Raw genomic sequence first — 20,329 nt, 5'->3', positions numbered from 1 at the left:
ATTTAATTATTCAATATAAGAAGATCGAGAAGGACGGTTATTTAGACAACCCTAACGAAACAATTGCAAATGAGAAAGGAGGAAACAACTCGCTAATTCTGACTATCTTGCATAACTGATGAACTATGCAAAGAGCTTTGGCGTCCTTTCCAATATTGAAAAGATGTTAAGTTTACAAGATCTTCTACCCGAAGCAGTTTTGCAAAACCAAACAAAAAAGCCAAGAAAATGACGCTTTCTGAGAAAAAAGCGGCGCTTTGCGCTACAAAAGACGCTAGAGACCACGCTAACGGCGTCATAGGATTAAGGAAAATCACATATGTAGTATGTGTTAGAATATTAACCCCTAGAGTAACTGCAAAGGCTAAACAGGTAACTCCCACAACCTTGATAGAACGCTTAAATGTTATCCACATTAATCCAGAATATGCGGGATGTTTTTTTGATGCATATTGCCAAAGAAAATAGAGTTGTAACCAAGAAACAAGAGAAGTGGCGTAGGCTAATCCCGAAACGTGTTTTATCAACCAGCAACCAAACACAACATTGAGGATCATATTGGCGATAGCGGCTATGATGCCTATGACTAAAGGTATGGTGTAGTGCCGTTGTGCGTAAAAAAGCACAGAAATCAAAGGAATAAGCGCCATAGGGATGATGCTCCCGCTATAGCCGCGTAAAACCTCTACAATAGCATGTACAGCGCTTGTTGGGAATAAACCGTGCTCATAAAGTACACGTACCCCAGGAAGAGCTAGAAGTAGCAATCCTGCGGTCATAATTACCATTACAGAAACAGTAAGATTCAAAGCGAATTTCATAAGCTTGTAACCTTCGTCATTATCATCTTGCTGAATGCATCGAGAAATAGAAGGTAAAAGAACGGTAAAGACTCCGAGACCAAACAGGTGTACAGGCAATTGTTGAATGCGTATGGAATACATTAAGTATAATGGACCAACTTCATGTATGTAGCGCGCCAAGCACATATCGGCCAGAAGATTTATCTGGAAAACCCCCATGGAGAGCAATCCTAAAGATAGCGGGGCTATCAAAGCTTTTATGCTATCACGCTCCTTAGGTGGGGTTGTTGCTGAACCTAAAAATTTCCTTACCCCAGGAACGGTAACAAACCATTCTAAAATAAACCCTATGACAAGAATCACTGACAATCCAATGATCCGTTGTCGTGGATCACTATGTCTTGCGAGAAATACGGTAAGAATCCACAGCACATTGACAACAGCAGGAGCTAAACCCACACTAAGAAATCTTTTCTCACAATGTAGCAGGGCGGAGTTCACAGTATACATCATAAGAAATATGCCTGATGGCAGGAGAATCATGGTTAGCTGCAAGGCATTTGCTGTATTCCCCTGGGCATAATGCAGCCATATGCCTAGGCATATTTCGATAATTAACGTGAATGCACAGGCATTAAGACAGAAAAATCTAGAAAAACTTTTAAAGAAAAATGCCGCGCGGCTTGTATCTTGCGCTCTTAAAAATTCAAAGTGAGGAATGAAAGCCAGGCCTAAAATAGGCCCTCCAAGGATTTTTCTTAAAAAGAAAATCGTCCTGAAAGCTAACCAAAAAGCCGCTACTAAAGAATCGGCTCCAAAATAGGCTGCCATAACAATTTCGCGTAACATTCCTGTCACACGACTAAAAAAGGTTCCTGACAATAAATTAAAAAGTGAGCTGGCTACTGATCCCTGGCCGTCTTTTCTATTCATTAAAATGTCTTACTCCCTTAATACTTGATTTATCAATAGCAGATAGAGATTTTTGGAGCATTAAAATGCAGGTATTTCCGCCTCCCCAAGTTCCTTTATTAGGTGCCCATACATCGACCGCTGGGGGTCTTCACAACGCCATTTATGAAGGCCAAGAAATTGGGGCTTCTACTATTCAAATGTTTACTGCGAATCAGAGACAGTGGCGTAGACGCCCCCTCACTGATTCTCTAATAAATTCTTTTAAAACCGCTCTTAAAGAGACCTCTTTATCCTATATTATGAGCCATGCCGGCTACTTAATTAATCCTGGCTCCCCCAATCCAGAAATCTTAGAAAAAAGTCGTATTTGTATACAGCAAGAGATCCAGGATTGCATATCTTTAGGAATAAATTTTGTTAATTTCCATCCTGGAGCCGCTGTCAACGACACTAAAGAAACCTGCTTAGATAGAATTATTTCAAGTTTTTCTTTAATGGAGCCCTTATTTGAAAACTCCCCTCCTCTCGTTGTCCTTTTTGAAACTACAGCGGGTCAAGGCACTCTTGTTGGCAGTAATTTCGAAGAACTTAGTTATCTAATAGACAATCTCAACCACAAAATCCCCGTAGGAGTTTGCATAGATACTTGTCATATCTTTGCTGCTGGCTACGATATTACTTCTCCAGAGTCCTGGAAGCGGGTGCTCAAAAATTTTGATGATGTCATAGGATTGTCATATTTAAGAGCTTTTCATCTTAACGACTCTATGTTTCCTCTAGGGCAACATAAGGATCGCCACGCGCCTTTAGGGGAAGGAGATATTGGCATCGAAAGTTTCAAATTTCTTATGACTAACGAAGACACGCGAATGATCCCCAAATATCTAGAAACTCCTGGAGGTCCAGACTTATGGGCTAAGGAAATTCGTCAATTACAGAGTTTTCAAAAATAGAGCGAAGAAATTAAAAGCGCCAACTAGGCTTAGTTGGCGCCTCTCTTTTGGAAGAAAAAGATTTTTATGTTCTGTGAGATAAGAACTCACATACAACAGAAACATCAACAGGCAGAGGAAGCTGAGCCTCTATTTGATCCTGTTCTGGAGATACCAACAGCTCTCCTTTAAAATTGCCCTTATCTACAGAAATGTAGGATGGCAAAGAACCTTCGTCTCTATTTTCCAAAGACTCTTGAACTGACTGTAATTTTCTAGATTTCTCTTTTAAAGAAACCTGCATGCCAGGACGTAGGAAAAAGGATCTTCTATCTACTTTTTTCCCATTAACTAATACGTGACCGTGAGAAACCAATTGCTGCGCTGCAAAAATAGTCTTAGCAAATCCCATGCGGTAAACCATGTTGTCCAGACGACATTCAAATCTTTCTAAGAACATCTTGGTGACGCTGCCCTGCTTATTAATAACTTCTTTGAAAGCCTTGACAAGCTGTTTCTCTAAAATCATGCCGTAGCAAGCTTTTAATTTTTGCTTTTCCTCAAGCTGAAGGCCGTAGTCAGACTTTTTCTTTCTCTGCATACCGTGCTGACCTGGAGGATGGGGCTTTTTGAGCAGAGGGTTTCGGCTTCTTCCAAAAATATTCGCTCCAAAACGCCTTGCTATTCTATTTTTAGGGCCACAATATCGAGCCATGTATTTTAGTCCTTTATTTAGTCCTTAGAAATTATTCACGCCTCCCTGCCCTTCTTCATTTTAGACAAAGGTAGCGGCACTATTTTCGGTATAACCTGGAAGATTTTCTTCGCTAATAAAGAAAAACGACTACTCATCTACTTGACAAAATACCAAAGAGCATTTTAGTTCCAATCCTAATTTTCTACAATGGAATTATTTCCGAGAATATGCTAGGGTATTTCTTATGAAAAAGAATTATTACGCTTTAGCTTATTATTATTTGACTCGTGTAGATAATCCTCAACTAGAAATCGCGTTGCACAAGGAACTATTTAAAGATTTGGATGTTTCTTGTCGTATCTACATATCTGAACAGGGAATTAATGGCCAGTTTAGTGGTTATCAACCCGACGCAGAACACTACATGAACTGGCTAAGACAGCGTCCTGGATTTTCAAATGTAAAATTTAAAATTCATCATATTGAAGAAAATATTTTTCCTCGTGTGACTGTGAAGTATCGTAAAGAGCTTGTAGCTCTTGGTTGCGACGTAGATCTTACCACCCAAGGCAAACATATTTCTCCAAAAGAATGGCATGAGAAGCTGAAAGAAAATCGCTGTCTAGTTCTGGACGTAAGGAATAATTACGAATGGAAAATCGGACATTTTGAAAATGCTGTTCTCCCAGATATTCAAACTTTCCGTGAATTTCCTGAGTATGCCGAGCGGTTATCCAAGGAACACGACCCAGCAACGACTCCTGTGATGATGTATTGTACCGGAGGTATACGCTGTGAGCTGTACTCTTCTCTCCTTTTAGAAAAAGGTTTTAAAGAAGTTTATCAGCTTGATGGCGGTGTTATAGCTTATGGTCAAGCTGTGGGAACGGGTAAGTGGCGAGGAAAGTTATTTGTATTTGACGATCGTTTAGCAGTGCCTATTGATGAAACAGACACTGATGTAGCTCCTATTGCCCAATGTTCTCATTGTGGGGTTGGCTGCGATACTTATTACAACTGCGCCAATACGGATTGCAACAATTTATTTATCTGTTGTGAAGACTGTATTGATTCAACAAAAGGATGTTGTTCTCAAGAGTGCTCTCAAGCACCAAGAATTCGCGCCTTTTCACCATCTAGAGGGAATAAACCTTTCCGCCGTATGCATCTATGTGAACAAGTAGAATGCGAACAGGTAGAAAAGAAAGCCTCTAGTTGCTGTTGTTCCTGCTCTCATTAAAATTTCTAATTTTTCCTTGAGCTAAGCCTCTTCTGCTTGGCTCAGGGATAAATCATATATTTTTCTCCGGTAAGAAACTTTTTTGCAGGAAAGATAAATACTCTTAATATCGATTCCCTGCTCTAGCAACACCTTAGAAAATATTTCAACATTCTCTTCTTTTCCTAAGCAAATCACGCATAAATCTGGTTGTTTTTTCAGTAGTACTTGCAAACGCTTAGCTTGTAAAACAGCCCAAGCTTCTTTCATGCTATGATCGCTGGTTTCATCAAGATCCGAAATAACTGTAGGCACGCAATAAGAAATTATCCTGGTTGTCCAGCCTGGTTGCAATTTCTGATCTAGTATGACTACAGTGCTGCGTATGGTTTTTGGTAGCATAGCTAACACACGGCGCACTTCTTGATAAGAGCAGGCCCGCATCATATAACAAACAGGAGCTATCGATTTAGGGAGTCTAAGATAGCTTCCTAGCTGCCTTAGTAATACAGCGCTGAGCACCAAACGATACACCAGCTCTTTCCAAATCCATAAAATCCATAAGCCTATACAGAAAATGATTACACCCATATACAAGAAGCTTGTCTCTGGTGACAAACTTAAGCCTGAACCTAAAGCCCTTACAATTCCTGCCGCAATCAATACACCGACAAAATCCAAAAAGTTGTTTACAGCTAGAATTTGTCCCCGCTTATGTTCGGGGCTAGCGTATTGTATATACGCATGCAAAGGTACTTGATATACCCCGCCTAAAAATCCTAAAAGAAGAAGAAAGAACATCACTCCAGCTAAAGAGCACGAGAAAGCGTAAAGGCCCATAAAAGTAATGCCCAAGCATAAAGTCATGATAGGCACGTAACCTAATTTAATATCTTTCCCTGAAAGCCATCCTGCAATATAGGATCCGACCCCAACCCCTAAAGCTACAAGAGGGAATAAATACCCTCCGTAGTGCTTAGGGTAACCCAAAGTAAATTCTACAAAAGGAATAATCTCTACTTGTGTGTAGGCCCCTACCAATAGGAAGAGAGCAACAAGGAAAATCGATAGAGTTAAGTAGTGTACGTAACGCGTATCTTTAAAGATCTCCCAAAGATCTTTAAAGCTTACGTAAGTAATTTTTTGACTACGGTTTTTAATATTACTAGATCGTATTCTTAAAGAAACGAATGTGCTGATAATTGAGGAGGCAACACAAAATGATGTTGAAAGCACATAACAATTAATTGCGAGACTTTTGGTAAGATCGACGAGCAGGGGGGCAAAACACGATCCTAAAATACTCCCTGTATAGGTCGCGGCAGTCATTATCCCGTTGGCTTTAGATAAGTAATCTAAAGGCAACATCTCGGGGAGAATCCCCATTTTTGCAGGACCAAAAACGGCTGTATGACTTGCCATGAGGATCAAAACTACATACCCTCCAAGGGCAGATTGTATGTAGAAGAAATATAGCCCTAACGACATGCAGAGAATTTCTATCAAACGCGTGACTAAGATAATGTTTCGTTTCTGGTACCTATCTGATAAACTTCCTGCTAAAGGTGCTAGTAATAGAAACGGTAAAGCAAAGAACAAGCTTACGTAGGATAATATCTTCGCATTCTCTGTTAAACCTTTTCCTTCAAGAAGGAAAAATACTAAAAGAAACTTGTAGAGATTATCATTTAATATCGTAAGAAAATGCGTTATTACTAAAGCACGAAAAGATTTTTTCTGTATTGATATATCCATGAACGCGACCAAACATAGTCAGGCATTTTTTAGCAATTCTCCCACGCATCTATTAGCTAAACTTGCAGAAGATCTATTTTCTACCTATCAACAGCCCTTTACTAAAAGATGGATTCTTGTTGCCAATACAGAAATAGGGCACTGGCTGCGTAGAGAACTTACTAATGCTACGAGTAACCACATTTTCATGGGGTCGACCATTTTCTCTTCTTCTGACTCCCTTGTCAAACATTTATTCTCCGAAGTTTGTCATGAAAAAGCATTAATTCCTGACTATATAACACTTCCTCTATTTATACACGAGCTGCTAAATATTACCGATTCTCCCGTTGATGGCAGGCTTAGCAAACTTCCTTCAGAACCCTCTTACAGCTCAACAAAAAGCTTGGCAGCTATTTTTAAAAAATTTTATACATTCTCGCAATCCCCTTCTGAAAATAATCGCTATCATAAAGACCTGTTTTCTCAATTAGATAAACATTTTATGCCTATAGACAAGGTCTTCTCTTCGATACTCGGTTCTTTAGATTCTGAAAAACAAAATCGTTCTTTGCATGTCTTTGGCTATTCTCATTTGCCTAAGCATTTTGCAACTTTTTTTACGGAATTAAGTAATTTTTTCCCTGTATACTTTTATTGTTTTTCACCAAGTCGAGAATATTTCGGAGATTTACTCTCTGACAAATCTATTGATTTCCTATGGCGTCAGCTTGCAGATCAACCTAAAAGAGATGCTTGGGAACATTATGTTTTAGCTGATAGGCAAGCCTTGCTTGCCAATCTCTCTCATAAATCCCAAGCATCTCAAAATTTCTTCTTAGATAAGGAAGTGGACTACTGTGAAGCTTTCGTAGCTCCTCAAGAATCAACATCTTTAGGAGTCTTACAAAGTAATTTATTTTACCTACGCCCCAATTCAACAGAGAACACTTTAGATAAAGATCAAACAGCAACTATTAGCAACGCTTTAAATCCTTCTCGGGAAGTTCACGAAGTGTTTTTAAAGATTTCTTCACTATTACATAAAGGCGTGGCTCCTGAAGAAATCTTTATTCTATCTTCCCAATTGGAAACCTATGAGGTGTATTTAAAAGCCGTATTCCAACCTCATCTACCTCTATATTTTACGAATAGCACGTCAACACACGCCAAAGAGTTAAAAGAAAAGTTTTTACTTTTATCATCTATCATACAAACACAAGGCAATCTATACCGTCTGCTTCAATTGCTTATCCACCCACAGCTACAAAATTCTATAGAGATAAGTAAAACTCCTCACCTTTTAAAAAGGCTTTCTAGCGAGTGGGAGAAACTTTATAAAGGAGATAGCACTCATGTACAAAACTTGGGTGATAATATTCTGAACGAATACCCTTTTGTTGAGGAATGTGGGAAGGTAAGCCAAATAGAACTTTGGGAGCGCATTCTTCCTTTGCTTTATGATTTACAAAATTTTATAAATGCTTACTCCACAAGTACTGTTCAAACATATGAACAACACTTTACCCAGAGTATATCTTCCTTAGAATCGATCTTCGTCCTCTCTTCCGAAGAATTATCTTTGATCTCCTCTCTTAGAAACGCTCTTTTCCCTACGTTCGCATCTTCAAAATGCTCTTTGGTATTTTTTACTGATTTCTGTCTGGATTTCTTTGACCGTTTCTGTGGCAACAGTCCTATTTATGATAAACCTGGTCCTTACGTAGGCTCCTTAGGAGACTTAAGCCTTCTTCCCAAAGGTTATACATTTATTCTCGGAGCAAACAAGCGCACACAGACTGTTGATTTTCTAGATCTTGTAGATACAACAACCCAAGAAGAACTCGTATTTTCTTCTTCTGAAGATGAAGAAAACTTCCATTTCCTTCAGGCCATAGTCTCTACAAAGCACGAACTCCATGTGAGCTATCAGTCTTCTGCTCATAATCCTGCTTTACCCTGTGCCTATGTGAATTATCTTCAGGAAGCTTTAAATCTATCTGTCACTCATTTTCCTTCTAAAGCCTATACCCCTTCTTTATTTTCTAAGGAAACCCTGGTACATACTTCGCAAGAGTATCATCACAAACTCGCACGAGCATTTTGCTCTATAAAAGAGCCCCTGCCTTCTTTATTTCAACCCTCTAAGAACACCCCGACTCTTCCTTGTCATGTATCTGTATCACAAATTATTAAGGCAATCTCCTCTCCCTTAGATTTCTTTTTAAAAGCTAATTATCATGTATCTCTACGATCTCCTGCAACATTAGAAACTAGAGAAAAGCTTTTCCCAACAAAAAAGCAGGTTCTGCTTTTTTGGGAAAAACAGCTTTCAAACACGTCAGAGAATATTTCAAATAATTATCTATCTTCATCTTCTAAAGCTATGTTCGCCGCTTACGATGAACTTATAGAAAAGTGGCTAGAAAAGGCACGTCAATACCCCTCTACCTCACCCTATACGGTAATTTTTTCTTCTCTGTTATTCCACGATTACCTTAACGATCAGGATAAGATTCTCCTTCCTGTTTGCCTGAATATGAACGGTAAAGAGGTGTCTCTGCATGGAAGATTCTCTGGAGTATTCTCTAAAGGCATATATTTATGTTCTATTGATCCATTAGCTAAAACAAGAAAAACGCTTAAGAAAACTAGAGCTGTTCCAGAAAACTCTTTTGAAATGCAGAACTATTTGAAAGCTTACATTGCTATAGCAATGTTACAACAATCCAATGCTATTACAAAACATGCAATCATAAGAAACATAACCTCTCATGATAACTTCGAGGATCTTTCTCTGCCTTTTTCTAGTCCTGAAAAATACCTAAATCAGGTATTACAGGTATATCAAATGATGAAAGAGCATCCGATTCCTTTAATTTCTTCTGAATGTTGGAAATTTCTAGACAATCCTGAAAAGTTTCATGAAGCGGTTTCTGCTACGATAGAAACAGATGCTAACAATCCCACCCTATCGCTTTTCTGGAAATTTCATAACCGTGATTATCAAGATCAATTCACGATAAGTGAAGAGCAACGTTTGTTACTTCTTTCTTTGTTTAAGGATGTGCATGAAACCGTTTGATATTTTTAATCCTCAAACATCTATTCGTGGGAAATATTTCTTAGAAGCTTCTGCAGGCACGGGAAAGACATTTACTATCGAACAAATTGTTCTACGAGCCCTTTTAGAAGGTTCCGTTTCTCATGTGGAAAACATTCTTGCGGTCACATTTACAAACGCTGCAACCAATGAATTGAAACTCAGAATTCAAGACAATCTTAAACAGGCATTATGCCAGATAAAATCAGTCCTTGAAGATCCCTCAAAATCTCTTCCTCCTTACTTAAAGGACACGTCTAATGTAAAGCTGCTTTACATGCAGGTGCGTAATGCTTTAGCGACTATAGATCGTATGGCGATCTTTACCATTCATGGCTTTTGCAATTACGTTTTACAGCAGCATTTTCCCAAAATGCAAATGACGCAGAAAAATGCTGCTCTTACGCACTCACAGGCTGTTTTTCATCATATAAAAAAATATCTGTCTCAAGATCTTTGGCGCTCTGTTTTATTTCCTGAGCAATTTTATTTACTTGCAGCTAAATATAATTCTAACTCCAAACACACAGCCTTTTTAACCGATAAGCTACTCTCTAGTTACACGCTGCAAACTTTTGAGCATTTGCCGCAAACAAGCACTACTTTAGACGCACTTCGCTCATGGCACAACTCTATCCGCTCTAAAATACAAGATATTCCAAAAGAAGACTTCCTAAGGCAAATACTTCAGCATAAAGATGGTTTTAAAAAACAACCTTTCCCTATAGATGAAGATCTGCGGCTTTTTGTAGAGTGTTTATACGCTTCAGAAACATCTGTACAGTTATTTTCTTTTTCTAAAATTGCAGAAACTTTCCATCCTAAAAACCGCTTAACACGCTACAAACCCTCTAAAGCTTTTAGCCATATAGAAGAGACTTTGTGGAGTCTCTATACGGAACAATTTTGTAATATAGAGCTGATTTTCAATACCTTACTCCAAGATGTACAACTGTATTTAAAAAATCATTACACACAATGGTTATCCCCTGATGAGAGTATCTTAGCTTTAGAAGAAATTTTGTTATCTTCAAGGTCTGAAGAAATCATAGAAACTCTAAGAAAACGCTTTCAGTTAGTATTAATTGATGAGTTCCAGGATACCGATCGGAAACAATGGAACATCTTTTCAAAGCTATTTGCCAATGATGCTTTTTCAGGATCCCTATTTTTAATAGGTGATCCGAAACAATCTATTTATGAGTGGCGAAATGCCGATCTCGCGACATATCTAAAAGCTAAATCCTCATTTCCAAAATCCTCACAGTTGCATCTCATAAACAACTACCGCTCTACTGCTCAACTGATGGAAGCGGTTAATATTCTCTTTTGTAAATGTTCACCCTTTCTACAAATTCCTAGTTATGAACCCATAGAATATCATCCCCTATGTCCTCAAAGTAGTGAGCATTTTGAGAATTCTCACCACGCTCCTATTCATTTCTTTTCCTATGATGATATTTCTGATCAAGCTGCGTGGATTTCCCATACGGCTTCTTATTTACAGGCTACTTACCATATTCCCCTAGGACGCATGGCAATTTTAGTGTCGGATTCTGCTCAAGCTTTCGATCTCATTACCCATTGCAGCATCCCTGTAGCATTTTCTAAGAACAAATCGATATTTCATCTTACAGAAACCTATTTGTTAACCTTAGCGTGGTTAGAAGCTATTCTCCATCCGGAAAATTATGAAAAAATACAAAGGGTATTATTAAGTAGCCTTTTTAGACATAATCTTAGCGATACTATAGAAAAGAAAGAGCTCTACTCGACCTATTTCTTTTCACTTCGCAGTTATGTCTTTGATTATGGGCTTTTAGCAACTTTCTATCATTTTATGACTCTTCAAGGAGAAGCGTTGCTAAAAACCCCACAAGGAGATCTTTCTTTTCAAGAAATGGAAAGGCTTTGTGCTTATTTAGATACCGTTTCTTCTCATCCCCAACATCAATTACTCTATCTACAATACTTTTCTGAAACTGGACGCTGGGAAGAGAGCCTCTCCTTCTCTTCGTATTCTGAAGATACGGAAATATTAAAAATCACCACGATTCACGCATCTAAAGGATTAGAATATGATGTTGTTTTTTGCCCAGGGTTAGATAAGTCTAAGAAAAATAAAAGCGCATCAGAATGGATACGGGAGATGTATGTCGCTTGTACACGGGCAAAAAAACAACTGTTTATCCCTATACAAAACTCTTCAAATTCACGATGCAATTCTGCACTAACCAACTATGTAAAACATGTAGGTTCTTACGAATCTATTCTAGATTTAGCGCAACAGCTAACCAAAGAACATCCCCGCCTTTTTTCTTTATCAATTACAGAAACTCGTTCTGAAACTACCGATCCCGTTTATAAAATTATTCCACCGTCGACCTTTACATTATCCATAGCTCCTGCTAAACAAATCTTCTCTTTCTCTTCTGTAAAGCTTGCATTTGATAATGAAGTTTCTTTAGATAATGTTCCTGCGGAACCTGTAGCTTCTTTTGTTCTTCCTAGAGGAAGGAAAACGGGGATTATCATTCATAAAATCCTAGAAAATATCTCTCCGAATTTTAAAATTTCTTTTTCTAAAATTGTGTCCATAGTTACGCATTTTGTTAAAAATACGCATTTAGAAGGCTATGAGGAAATCATTTCTCAAAAGCTTGTAACAACATTCTCTTCTCCCCTATCTTTTGCCACAGAATCTTTTTCCTTACAGGATATCTGCCCAAGTAAAATAGCCTGCGAAGAGTCTTTCTTATTTTCCAATCAAGAACAGTTATGGCAAGGGGTTATCGATCTATTTTTCGAGTATAATGATAAGTACTACATTATCGATTGGAAGACATCATTCTTAGGAGAAACAAGCTTAGAATACTCTAAAGAAAATCTTCTCAACTATATAAAAGAGCAAAACCTTGATTATCAAGGTGCTATTTATACCCACGCAGCAAAACGATTTCTTCAGCAATTCGACATTGTTAGCGATGTAGAAATGGGATTTATTTTTATCCGGGGTATGGATCCTGAGGGAAATGGATTCCTATGCCTACCAAATCAGAAAATATCTAATCCCACAATAACCCGAAAATGTCCGGCCTATCATTAGGATTAAACTCCATAGCAGGAAGAATTAAAACGGAAGAGAGGTTTGTTAAGTCTTCGGCCAACGACTTGGCTTCTATTTTATAAGAACACGCGCCTTCCCTAGGCTGACAAACTTTAGTAATCTCAGCAACAAACAGCCCTGGGGGAAACACCCCATCTAATCCTGTTGTGATTAAAATATCTCCTACCCGAAGACCTTTTCCATCAGAGAAACAAAAGCCCTCACCATGTAAAACCAAAGTTTCATCTTTCCACAAAGGACCGCCACTCCCCGACAACGTCCCTCGTAAAAGTAAAGTGTTATCATCACTACACTGTATAGAAGAGCTGAGCTCTTCTAACTGATCAACTTTTTCATATTTGTCTTTTTCAAGAATATAGGAATCAGAAAGGCGTTCAAGGTGTTTAGTAAGACCCTGTATCTGATCTTTTACTAACCAAGCTTGTATTCCCCCACGAACAGCTATCACAGAAGGTTGCATACCTACATCAGTAATTAAACGTATTCGTGATTGTTGCTCTCCTACATAATCTACAAGACCAACAAGAACCTTCCCCGACAACACCGGAGAATTTTTTTGTATTTTTTGGTTTTTTCCTACATTTATCCAACAAGAGCTTCCCCAATGAGCAGGATCTCTGTAAATAACACGACTAGTAATTAGCTTACGAAAATATGGTGATAAGATTTCAGAAAATACAGGCGGTGTATAATTAGCAATCTCATAAGCCTGTAAACGCTCTTCTAAAATAGCAATGCGGTCTTTTAAGATGATATTTTCGACATCTTGAATCGTATAATCTATAGAAGGAACCCCACTACGTTTGAAAAAAACACGCGTATACAAAGATACAAAATGCTTCTGGATATTTTCATAAAAAGGTCTTGGTAAAGACCAACACAAAATAACACTTAGAGCAAGCACTAAATAGACATAGAGCCTGTTTTTTCTATGACGACGATAAGCAACAGATCCTGCCATTTTAATCGCAGAACGATGCCCTTCTGGTTTTTTTATCGCACACATATTTCTTATCTTTGTTGCAATACGGAATAAAAACGCCTTATCAACCTATTTAAAATATATTTCTATGTAATTGATCAGTGTTTAACACCTTGTTTTATGATACAAACGGATAAAATAAAACATGATTAAAACTTTAATACGAAACAAAACAAAAACAGGCGCAGATGGATATCTGCGCTGATATTCATAGTAAAAATTTTCTCTTTAAAGAAAATGATAAGACGAAGAAATGCTCTTATCTAAACACAGACTAAGACAACTGATACGCCTCAGCAAAACTCTGAGAGACGTGGTCGATATTTTTATCAGTAATTCCGTTTAAGTTAAATCTTGCTCCACTCGTCGTATAGATACCCTTCTCTGATCTTAAAAAGAGCACCTGTTCTACAGAAAATCCGGGATAACCAAAAAATCCCTTCTGAGACAAGATAAAGTCAAACGAATGACCGACGTGATTTCGCATAGCTTGAACAAGTCTTGCGCGAGTTTTCCCTAAAGAACTACGAATCGTATCTAATTCTGACAACCATTCTTTCTTCAAAGAAGCGTCGGATAAAATCGTTGAAACAATTTTAGCTCCATGTCTAGGAGGTGAAGAATATTCTCCACGGGCTTTCTCTTCGAGACAGCTAGAAATCTTATCTAAATCCTCAGTAATTTTGCTATGAACTGCGAAGTAGCCTACCCTCTCTCCATAAAGAGAAAAATTTTTACTTGCGCATGCTGCTACAAATACGGGATTACCAACTTCTATGAAAATCTCTATAGGACGCCTATCTTCTTTGATGCCTCGCCCAAAACCTAAATAAGCGGTATCAAAAAATGGAAGAAGCTGATGTTCTTTCATAACTTCAGCAAGACGTGTCCACATATCTTCATTAAGATCCATTCCCGTAGGATTATGACAACAACACTGCAAAAGCACCAAAGAATTTTTTGGAGCGGCTTTCAATACAGAAAGCATCTCATCAAAAAGCAAACTTTTGCTTTCTGAGCTATAATAAGGGTATTTAAGAACCTCTAAACCTTGTTGAGCAAATATTCTTACGTGGTTTCCCCAAGTTTGCTCGGGAATGTATACTTTGCCTGAGGTATAGGCCATAGAAAAAATCTTAGCCCCTAAATGCAAAGCTCCAGTTCCCCCTAGCGCCTGAGCACCAACAACAAAACTAGAATTTACATCACCAAAAACCAGCTTTTCCATTTCTTGATTAAAAGAAGATAAGCCACTGATGGGTAAATACCCCTTATTCATCTCATCTTCTAAAAAAAGAAATTGCGCCTTACGGACGCTAGAAAAACCACCATATGCCTTGCTAGGATCTTCATAGACACCTATAACAAGATTCACCTTTTCCTCTCGCTCATCTTCTAAAAATAGTTTTTGCAAACCTAAAATAGAATCAGGTGAGAACGTGGGTAATTGATTGAAAAAACTCATACTTAAGAAAATCCTTCGTACAACAAAGATTGATTCTAAACCTTATCTCATGATAATTTTATCTACTCGGGGTATTAGCTCAATTGGTAGAGCGCAACAATGGCATTGTTGAGGTCAGCGGTTCGATTCCGCTATGCTCCATTTTTCCCAATTATTCATCCCAAATAGATTGTATTCGGCTTATCTTATATTTCTTTCCTTGAAATTGCACAGCCGCTCCCACGCTCTTATCAAGCATTTCTTGAGCCAGCTTGGATTTTAAAGAAAGAATATAGTTATCAGGGTCTGCGTCCCAAGGACCAAGAATGGAATAGGTAATAAGATTTCCGTTTTCATCTTCCAAAGAAACCTTACAACCAACACCAACCTTATCAGTAAAAACAATATCCTTAGTCAATATTCTAGCGCGATTTACCTCTTCAGAAAGCACGCGAATTTCTTCTTGTAAACGCGCACGTTTTTCTAAAGCAAATTTATACTCAGAATTTTCTCTAAGGTCTCCTAAAACTCTTGCATCCTCTATTTCTTTAGCATTATCAACCATTTCCTTACCGCTAAGAGACTGAAGCTTGTTTTTCATTTTGGTAAAGCTTTCAGGAGTTGTCCAAAGAATATCTTCCTCTACAACAACAGTATTTTTCTTCAAATCAGGGTGCACAACCTCAGCTAGGCTTTGTAATACACTAAGATCACTAGAAGAAAACTGACTACACTTGGTGGACAGCAGTAATATCTCTTTTAAATAAGACAGAGGCGCCCCCTCTATCATATTACGAACAGCTAAATAACGCTGGCTTACAAGAAAGGTGTAAATCTTTTTCCCTAATTCTTTCTGTGGTGTTGACGCAACATGATACATAAAGACCAGCGCTGCCTCTAAAAACAGCCTCTCGATCTTTTTATCATTCGGTTTAAAAATACCATCATCGTGAGATCCTAGTTTTAAGAAAAACCAAGTAAAAACTTCAGGATACATCATCGGATGTTCAGCACATTCAAGAAGTTTTTTCTCGATTTTTTTACGATAAGAGTCCTCACCTCTAAACACTTTAAAAGTAAGCTCTCTAAGAGATGGCGATGTGGTTGAAAGAAAGATCTTCATAAAAACATTCTCCCAAACTGGAGAATGTTTCTTGATCAACATTAAAAATGCTTTTTGCAAAACCACTATAGAAATATTGTTCACTATAGAGACTATCTCCTCTTCAGGAAGAGAGGATAAGAATTCACTATCTAAAACACTCGATTTCTCACCTAAAAAATCAGAAAGTAGTAAATCTCTTTGAATTTCTAAAGATTGGTTCCCCTCAACAGAAAGGGTTTGTAAAGCCTTGATTACAATTTCTCGATTTTCAGGTTTCTTTAATTCACTGTGCAAATCACGAATAAACTGATAAATTTCAACAAGCTTCGCAGAAGTATCTTCGATTTGAGAGAGGCGTGTTTCTAATTGAGTTATTAAAGAGTCCCCTCCGGGATTATATCTATAATAATCCTTAATCGTCTTTGGGGTTGTTATGCAGATATTTTTTTTAATTTTAGTCTTTGTTGCTTGCCACCAACGATTCCATTCAGCTTCAGGAATAACCAAATCTACAAGTTCATCTTTGATTTCTTTAGCAGTTTTTGGACCTAAATCTTTAAGAAGCATTTCTATAACTTCTGAGGGATGTTCCTTAGCATAAGACTCGAAACCATCGGGATCACCAAATCTTCGTGATAAAAAATGATCTTTCTCTAAAGGAATTAAACTCTTAAACGCGGTTTCAAAGGAGATATCTTTAGCCATCATAACTCCCTCAAACTCTATGAGAACCTTTTGTTGAAGAAAGGATACGCTCATAACCTCTCCAACACCCCACCCTCCAGAATGGAAAACAAAATTCCCCTCGCTTAAATGCATTAGGAAATCAAAACGACTCAAACTATACTGAAATTCACGACCATCACGCAGGCCAACAACCCTTAACGCCTCATTAAAATTTTCTCGACCTGCATATTTTCTATTCACATAGTCGATGGCAGCGTCATAAAACGGTTTAGCATTAGTATTTTGAACATCCAAAACTAATTGAAGAACCCGATCTTTTTCTTTTCCATCAGGAATCATTTCCCATAAAGGGAGAACTGTGTCAGCTATTTTACCAAACAAAGGCGCTAAAGATGAATGCTTTACTTTTTCTAAGATTTGAACTAGCTCTGCCCCTCGCACCACATCGTTAAAACAATATTCTTCCCACAAATTAAAGAAACTTGAAGGCTGCTCTTCGTCTATTAAGACTTGCAACTTTTCTAGATAGTCCACGATGTCTCCCGTTTTTAACGGGAAATATACGCTTAACTATAAAAAAGAGCAATATCACAACACAAAATAATAATTTTTGTTTTATAATAAATTAAAATCCATGGTGTATTAATGAATAGTAATTCCGCACAAAAAATAATAGACTCTATAAAACAAATACTTACTCTTTATAATATAGACTTCGATCCTTCATTTGGTTCTTCCTTATCTTCTGACTCTGAAGTAGATTACGAATATTTGATGGAAAAAACCCAAGAAAAAATCCAGGAATTGGATAAGCGTTCTCAAGACATCCTTCAACAAACAGGAATGACTAGAGAACAAATGGAAGTGTTTGCTAATAATCCTGATAACTTTTCTCCAGAAGAATGGTTAGCTTTAGAAAATATACGTTCTTCGTGTGACGCGTATAAAAAAGAGACTGAAGCTCTAATTAACGAAGTTACTAAGGACTTAGGAGGAGAAACAAAAACCTCTAGTTCCAATAAGAAAACAAAAACCACTTCATCCAAAAAAAATAAGAAAAAAAACTGGATTCCCTTATAAAAACGCCTATAATCCCAAAGTATGAAAATTGCGATTACTCGGGGTTTAGATCTATCTTTGCAAGGGTCTCCCAAAGAGTCTGGGTTTTTAAAAAGAATAGATCCCGCTCTAGTTTCTGTAGACCTGCGCCCTTATTCTGCCTTAGCTTTAAAGCTTAAGGTGGAGCAGGATGATGTTATCTCTTCCGGATCACCTATCGCGGAGTACAAAAACTTTCCAGGCGTTTTTATCACTAGTCCAGTTTCTGGAATCGTAAAGGAAATACGTAGAGGAGAAAAACGTTCTCTTTTGGACGTTGTGATCAAAAAAACTCCGGGACAAAATCTAACAGAATACTCTTACGACTTATCTAAATTATCACGAGCAGAGCTGTTAGAGATCTTTAAGAAAGAAGGGCTTTTTGCTTTATTTAAGCAACGTCCTTTTGATATTCCCGCGCTTCCAACTCAAACTCCTAGAGATGTTTTTATCAACCTTGCTGATAATCGTCCCTTTACTCCCTCTACAGAAAAACAACTTGCTGTCTTTTCTTCGCGAGAAGAAGGATTTTACGTTTTTAACGTGGGTGTTCGTGCAGTAGCGAAACTTTTCGGTTTATGTCCTCACATCGTTTCTACCGATAGACTCGCTCTTCCTGAAAAAGATTTAAAATCTATAGCGCATTTGCACAAGATTACAGGTCCTTATCCTTCAGGATCACCCTCTACACATATTCACTATATAGCACCTATTACCAACGAAAAAGACATAGTCTTTACGCTATCCTTCCAAGAAGTCCTGACCATAGGACACTTATTCTTAAAAGGAAGAATTCTAAATGAACAAGTTGTCGCTCTTGCAGGATCAGGTTTAAAATCATCTTTAAGACGTTACGTTATCACCACCAAAGGTGCGAATTTTGAAAGTTTACTTCCTTTGCAAGATATCTCCTCAGACGTATCTTTAATCTCCGGTGATCCTTTAACAGGAAGACTTTGCGATAGAGAAAGCCTTCCTTGTCTTGGCATGAGAGATTCCACGATTTCCGTTCTCCCTAATCCTAAAACACGGCAAGCTTTCAATTTCTTAAGATTAGGAATTAACAAACCAACCCATACAAGAACCTACCTTTCTGGATTCTTAAAAAGAAAACACACTTATATGGATCCAGATACCAATCTCCACGGTGAAACCCGACCCATCATAGATACAGAAATTTATGATAAGGTTATGCCTCTAAAAATCCCCGTGGTCCCCCTAATCAAAGCTGTCATTACAAAAGATTTTGAATTAGCCTGTATGTTGGGATTTTTAGAGGTTTGTCCTGAAGACTTTGCTCTTCCAACCTTCATAGATCCTTCAAAAACAGAAATGTTAACGATAATCAAAGACGCTCTGAAAGATTATGCGAAAGAAACAGGTATTTTAAATCTAGAATACGAAGATAAAGAATAAAGTTCTTCGAAGAACCTAGAATTTCGAAGAAACTAGCATCTCTAAAATTAATGGAGTTGCATAGGAAATAATCATATCAGCTCCTGCTCGTTTTATGGCTATTAAAGATTCATAAAACATCGCTTCCTTGTTTAACCATCCCATCTTATCAGCCGCTGCAATTAGGGCATATTCACCACTAACTTGATATGCTGCTAAAGGCAAAGTTGTAGAATTTCTTACTCGATGTAAAACATCGAGATACAATCCTGCAGGTTTTATCATCAGCATATCTGCGCCTTCCTGCTCATCTAAAGAACATTCTAACAAAGCTTCTAAAACATTCTTTGGATTCATCTGATAATTTCGTTTATCTCCGGATTGTAAATGTGATCCTAAAGCATCTCTAAAAGGATTATAGAGAGAAGAAGCATACTTAACACTATAAGAAAGAATTAATGTGTTCGTCCATCCGGATTGATCGAGTTTTGCGCGAATATGAGCAACTCTACCATCCATCATATCACTAGGAGCCACAATATCAGCTCCCATCTCAGCATGCAATGTCGCTATATTTCCAAATATACGGACACTTTCATCATTTAACACTTCACCCTGATCCATAATACCATCATGACCGTGAGTGGTGTAAGGATCTAAAGCAATATCACTAATCACACACAAATCAGGAAAAGCTTTTTTCACCTCATAGATACTCTTACAAAGGATGTTTTTAGGGTTGGAAGAATACGAACCATAAGCATCCTTAAGATCTGAAGGAATCACAGGAAAAAGAATCACAGCTTTCAATCCTAAAGAACACAACCTTTCAATCTCTTTTAAAAGAAGGTCTATACTCCACCTATAGACGCCCGGAAGACTTTCTATTTCCTCGCAAATATTCTTCCCTTCCTTAACGAAAAATGGGCAGATAAAATCTTGGGGTAATAAAGCTGTTTCAGCCACCAAATCTCGGATAGCTGCGGTTTTTCTATTCCTTCGAGGACGTCGAAGCAGGGCTAATGAGCTCATTTTTACAATCCTTCAACACTTTCCACACCTTCAGAAAAAGATAGAGTATTTATATA

At 37.8% G+C, this 20,329-nt stretch carries 13 protein-coding genes and 1 tRNA gene; 7 read left to right on the top strand and 7 right to left on the bottom strand.

Annotated elements, in window-relative coordinates; translation table 11 throughout:
* Positions 1-92 precede the first annotated feature (92 nt).
* Positions 93-1,736, bottom strand: coding sequence for a lipid II flippase MurJ (locus tag CCA_RS00070; RefSeq protein WP_011005987.1), 1,644 nt, complete (start codon positions 1,734-1,736; stop codon positions 93-95).
* Between the two features lie 65 nt (positions 1,737-1,801).
* Between CCA_RS00070 and CCA_RS00065 the strand changes: the two genes are divergently transcribed.
* Positions 1,802-2,671 carry a deoxyribonuclease IV gene (locus CCA_RS00065; protein ID WP_011005986.1) on the top strand — a complete coding sequence of 290 codons (870 nt, stop codon included), beginning with the start codon at positions 1,802-1,804 and terminating at the stop codon, positions 2,669-2,671.
* A 64-nt stretch (positions 2,672-2,735) separates the two neighbouring features.
* Here the strand turns inward: CCA_RS00065 and rpsD are convergent, their stop codons facing one another.
* Positions 2,736-3,365 (bottom strand): 30S ribosomal protein S4, encoded by a 630-nt coding sequence (gene rpsD / locus CCA_RS00060; RefSeq protein WP_011005985.1) that lies wholly within the window; start codon positions 3,363-3,365, stop codon positions 2,736-2,738.
* 226 nt (positions 3,366-3,591) lie between these two features.
* On the opposite strand from rpsD, the gene CCA_RS00055 reads away from it, so the two are divergent.
* A complete protein-coding gene (locus tag CCA_RS00055; protein ID WP_011005984.1) occupies positions 3,592-4,587 on the top strand; it encodes a rhodanese-related sulfurtransferase in 996 nt (331 codons plus the stop codon).
* A 21-nt stretch (positions 4,588-4,608) separates the two neighbouring features.
* Here the strand turns inward: CCA_RS00055 and CCA_RS00050 are convergent, their stop codons facing one another.
* A complete protein-coding gene (locus tag CCA_RS00050) occupies positions 4,609-6,321 on the bottom strand; it encodes an MFS transporter (RefSeq protein ID WP_011005983.1) in 1,713 nt (570 codons plus the stop codon).
* Here CCA_RS00050 and CCA_RS00045 point away from each other — a divergent pair.
* On the top strand, positions 6,320-9,385 hold the full coding sequence (locus CCA_RS00045) for an exodeoxyribonuclease V subunit gamma (protein WP_011005982.1): 3,066 nt from the start codon (positions 6,320-6,322) through the stop codon (positions 9,383-9,385). The two genes, CCA_RS00050 and CCA_RS00045, sit on opposite strands and share 2 nt — an antisense overlap.
* Complete coding sequence (gene recB / locus CCA_RS00040) at positions 9,372-12,509, top strand: exodeoxyribonuclease V subunit beta (RefSeq protein WP_011005981.1); 3,138 nt, start codon at positions 9,372-9,374, stop codon at positions 12,507-12,509. The genes CCA_RS00045 and recB overlap by 14 nt, the downstream gene beginning before the upstream one ends.
* On the opposite strand, the gene CCA_RS00035 is transcribed toward recB, so the two are convergent.
* Positions 12,469-13,536, bottom strand: a complete 1,068-nt coding sequence (locus tag CCA_RS00035; RefSeq protein WP_041462184.1) for a rod shape-determining protein MreC — start codon at positions 13,534-13,536, stop codon at positions 12,469-12,471. The genes recB and CCA_RS00035 overlap by 41 nt on opposite strands.
* Before the next feature lie 250 nt (positions 13,537-13,786).
* Positions 13,787-14,977, bottom strand: a complete 1,191-nt coding sequence (locus tag CCA_RS00030; RefSeq protein ID WP_011005979.1) for an amino acid aminotransferase — start codon at positions 14,975-14,977, stop codon at positions 13,787-13,789.
* A 68-nt stretch (positions 14,978-15,045) separates the two neighbouring features.
* Here CCA_RS00030 and CCA_RS00025 point away from each other — a divergent pair.
* Positions 15,046-15,118: transfer RNA gene (locus tag CCA_RS00025), tRNA-Ala, on the top strand.
* 10 nt (positions 15,119-15,128) lie between these two features.
* Here the strand turns inward: CCA_RS00025 and CCA_RS00020 are convergent.
* Positions 15,129-17,282 (bottom strand): GreA/GreB family elongation factor, encoded by a 2,154-nt coding sequence (locus CCA_RS00020; protein ID WP_011005978.1) that lies wholly within the window; start codon positions 17,280-17,282, stop codon positions 15,129-15,131.
* Between the two features lie 111 nt (positions 17,283-17,393).
* Between CCA_RS00020 and CCA_RS00015 the strand changes: the two genes are divergently transcribed.
* Both CCA_RS00015 and CCA_RS00010 read left to right on the top strand, forming a co-directional pair.
* A complete protein-coding gene (locus CCA_RS00015) occupies positions 17,394-17,828 on the top strand; it encodes a hypothetical protein (RefSeq protein WP_011005977.1) in 435 nt (144 codons plus the stop codon).
* A 21-nt stretch (positions 17,829-17,849) separates the two neighbouring features.
* Positions 17,850-19,262 carry a Na(+)-translocating NADH-quinone reductase subunit A gene (locus tag CCA_RS00010; protein ID WP_011005976.1) on the top strand — a complete coding sequence of 471 codons (1,413 nt, stop codon included), beginning with the start codon at positions 17,850-17,852 and terminating at the stop codon, positions 19,260-19,262.
* A gap of 15 nt (positions 19,263-19,277) precedes the next feature.
* Here CCA_RS00010 and hemB read toward each other — a convergent pair whose 3' ends face one another.
* Positions 19,278-20,273: a porphobilinogen synthase gene (hemB, locus tag CCA_RS00005; protein WP_011005975.1), complete on the bottom strand. Its 996-nt coding sequence runs from the start codon at positions 20,271-20,273 to the stop codon at positions 19,278-19,280.
* Between the last annotated feature and the right edge of the window lie 56 nt (positions 20,274-20,329).

This window comes from Chlamydia caviae GPIC (assembly GCF_000007605.1).
Taxonomy (GTDB): Bacteria; Chlamydiota; Chlamydiia; order Chlamydiales; family Chlamydiaceae; genus Chlamydia; species Chlamydia caviae.
Note: the sequence above shows the minus strand (reverse complement) of the source record. Positions and strands in the feature narration are given on the sequence as shown.